A 1,224-nucleotide genomic window follows, 5' to 3' on the forward strand; every position below is an offset into this window, starting at 1 on the left:
GACAGCGGCACGATGCGCCTGCCGCGTTCTTTGGCGCTTGTCCAGAGAATTCTCAACGGCCCTCACGCGACGCTTACTCGGATCCCACCGCAACGGCGCGTTCTCGAATGCGGTGGTTATCGCGATCGTCGCGCTCAGCTTCGTGCTGGCGATCGTCGCGCTGCCGCTGCAGATACTCGGAGGCAACTGATGGATCTTGTGCGAGATGTACTGGACAAACAGTTGGTGGGCCGGGACGGCGCGAAGATGGGCCGGGTTGACGGGATCGTCGCCGAACTGCGCCCGGGTCTGCCACCCCGTGTGATTGCGATCGAAACAGGCCCGATTACCTTGGCGCGGCGAGTTGGCGAGCGCGCCGCGTCTTTGGTTACGTGGTGCATCGCCAAGATTGCTGGCGCACGCTACACCGAGCCCTACCGGATTCCTTGGAGCCGCGTCCGCCGCATTGAAATCGATATTGAGGTGGATGTGGACATAGCGGACACGCCACTTGGCAAGTATCAGCGCTGGCTGCGCGAGCACATCGTCGCGCATCTGCCGGGGTCGCGCTAATGAGACAGTTCAACGTCGAGCTTCTGGTAGGCCGGCAAGTTCGGTGCCGAGACGGCGCGCCACTCGGACACATAGAAACGATTCATGTGGTGCGCGATGGCGACGCCTGGCTGATCAGTGAATTTCACATCGGATCGAATGCATTGCTTGAACGCCTCGCCGTAGGTTTGCTGCCGCGAGCCCTGCGTAAAGCGGCGCAGCACAAAAGTCAGTCACGGCGCCATCGGATCGCGTGGCACCAGCTGGATATCACCGACCCGCGACGTCCGCGACTCACCTGCGACGCAGCAGAACTTGAGAGGGAAGTCAGGCTGAGGACGAAGCGTTGAGCTCGGTCCAGCTGATATTTGACGAGCCCGCGCAAACATCACTCCGGCCGCTGTCCGGCACGATCGATGCTCTGTGCCGAAAGCGATGCGGTCGGCCGCCCTCCCGTCCGAGCCTCTGCGAAGGGAGGTCATAACATGAAGCGTAGAGCCACTGTCATTTGCGAACGCAACGGCCGTGTCCTGGTCGTTGCACGCGCGCTGGGCCGTTGGGCGTTTCCGGGCGGAAAACGCAAGCTAGGGGAAGATCTTGGCGAAACGGCACAGCGAGTTTAGGTTTGTAGGATGCCTGCCCTTCACCGTGCAGCTGGGCCCGCACCAAAGGCGCATGCGGGCAGGCGTCGTA

The 1,224-nt window shown here is 62.1% G+C and carries 3 protein-coding genes; all 3 read left to right on the plus strand.

Features of this window, described 5'->3' with window-relative positions; translation table 11 throughout:
- A partial coding sequence (locus AWB74_RS46770; protein ID WP_235024964.1) for a hypothetical protein occupies nucleotides 1–190 on the plus strand: 190 nt, incomplete at its 5' end.
- Nucleotides 190–552: a hypothetical protein gene (locus AWB74_RS44660; RefSeq protein WP_061152815.1), complete on the plus strand. Its 363-nt coding sequence runs from the start codon at nucleotides 190–192 to the stop codon at nucleotides 550–552. The genes AWB74_RS46770 and AWB74_RS44660, both read left to right, overlap by 1 nt.
- Before the next feature lie 464 nt (nucleotides 553–1,016).
- Nucleotides 1,017–1,154, plus strand: coding sequence for an NUDIX domain-containing protein (locus AWB74_RS46775; RefSeq protein WP_160110417.1), 138 nt, complete (start codon nucleotides 1,017–1,019; stop codon nucleotides 1,152–1,154).
- Nucleotides 1,155–1,224 lie beyond the last annotated feature (70 nt).

The sequence above is a fragment of the Caballeronia arvi genome (genome assembly GCF_001544695.2).
Lineage (GTDB): Bacteria > Pseudomonadota > Gammaproteobacteria > Burkholderiales > Burkholderiaceae > Caballeronia > Caballeronia arvi.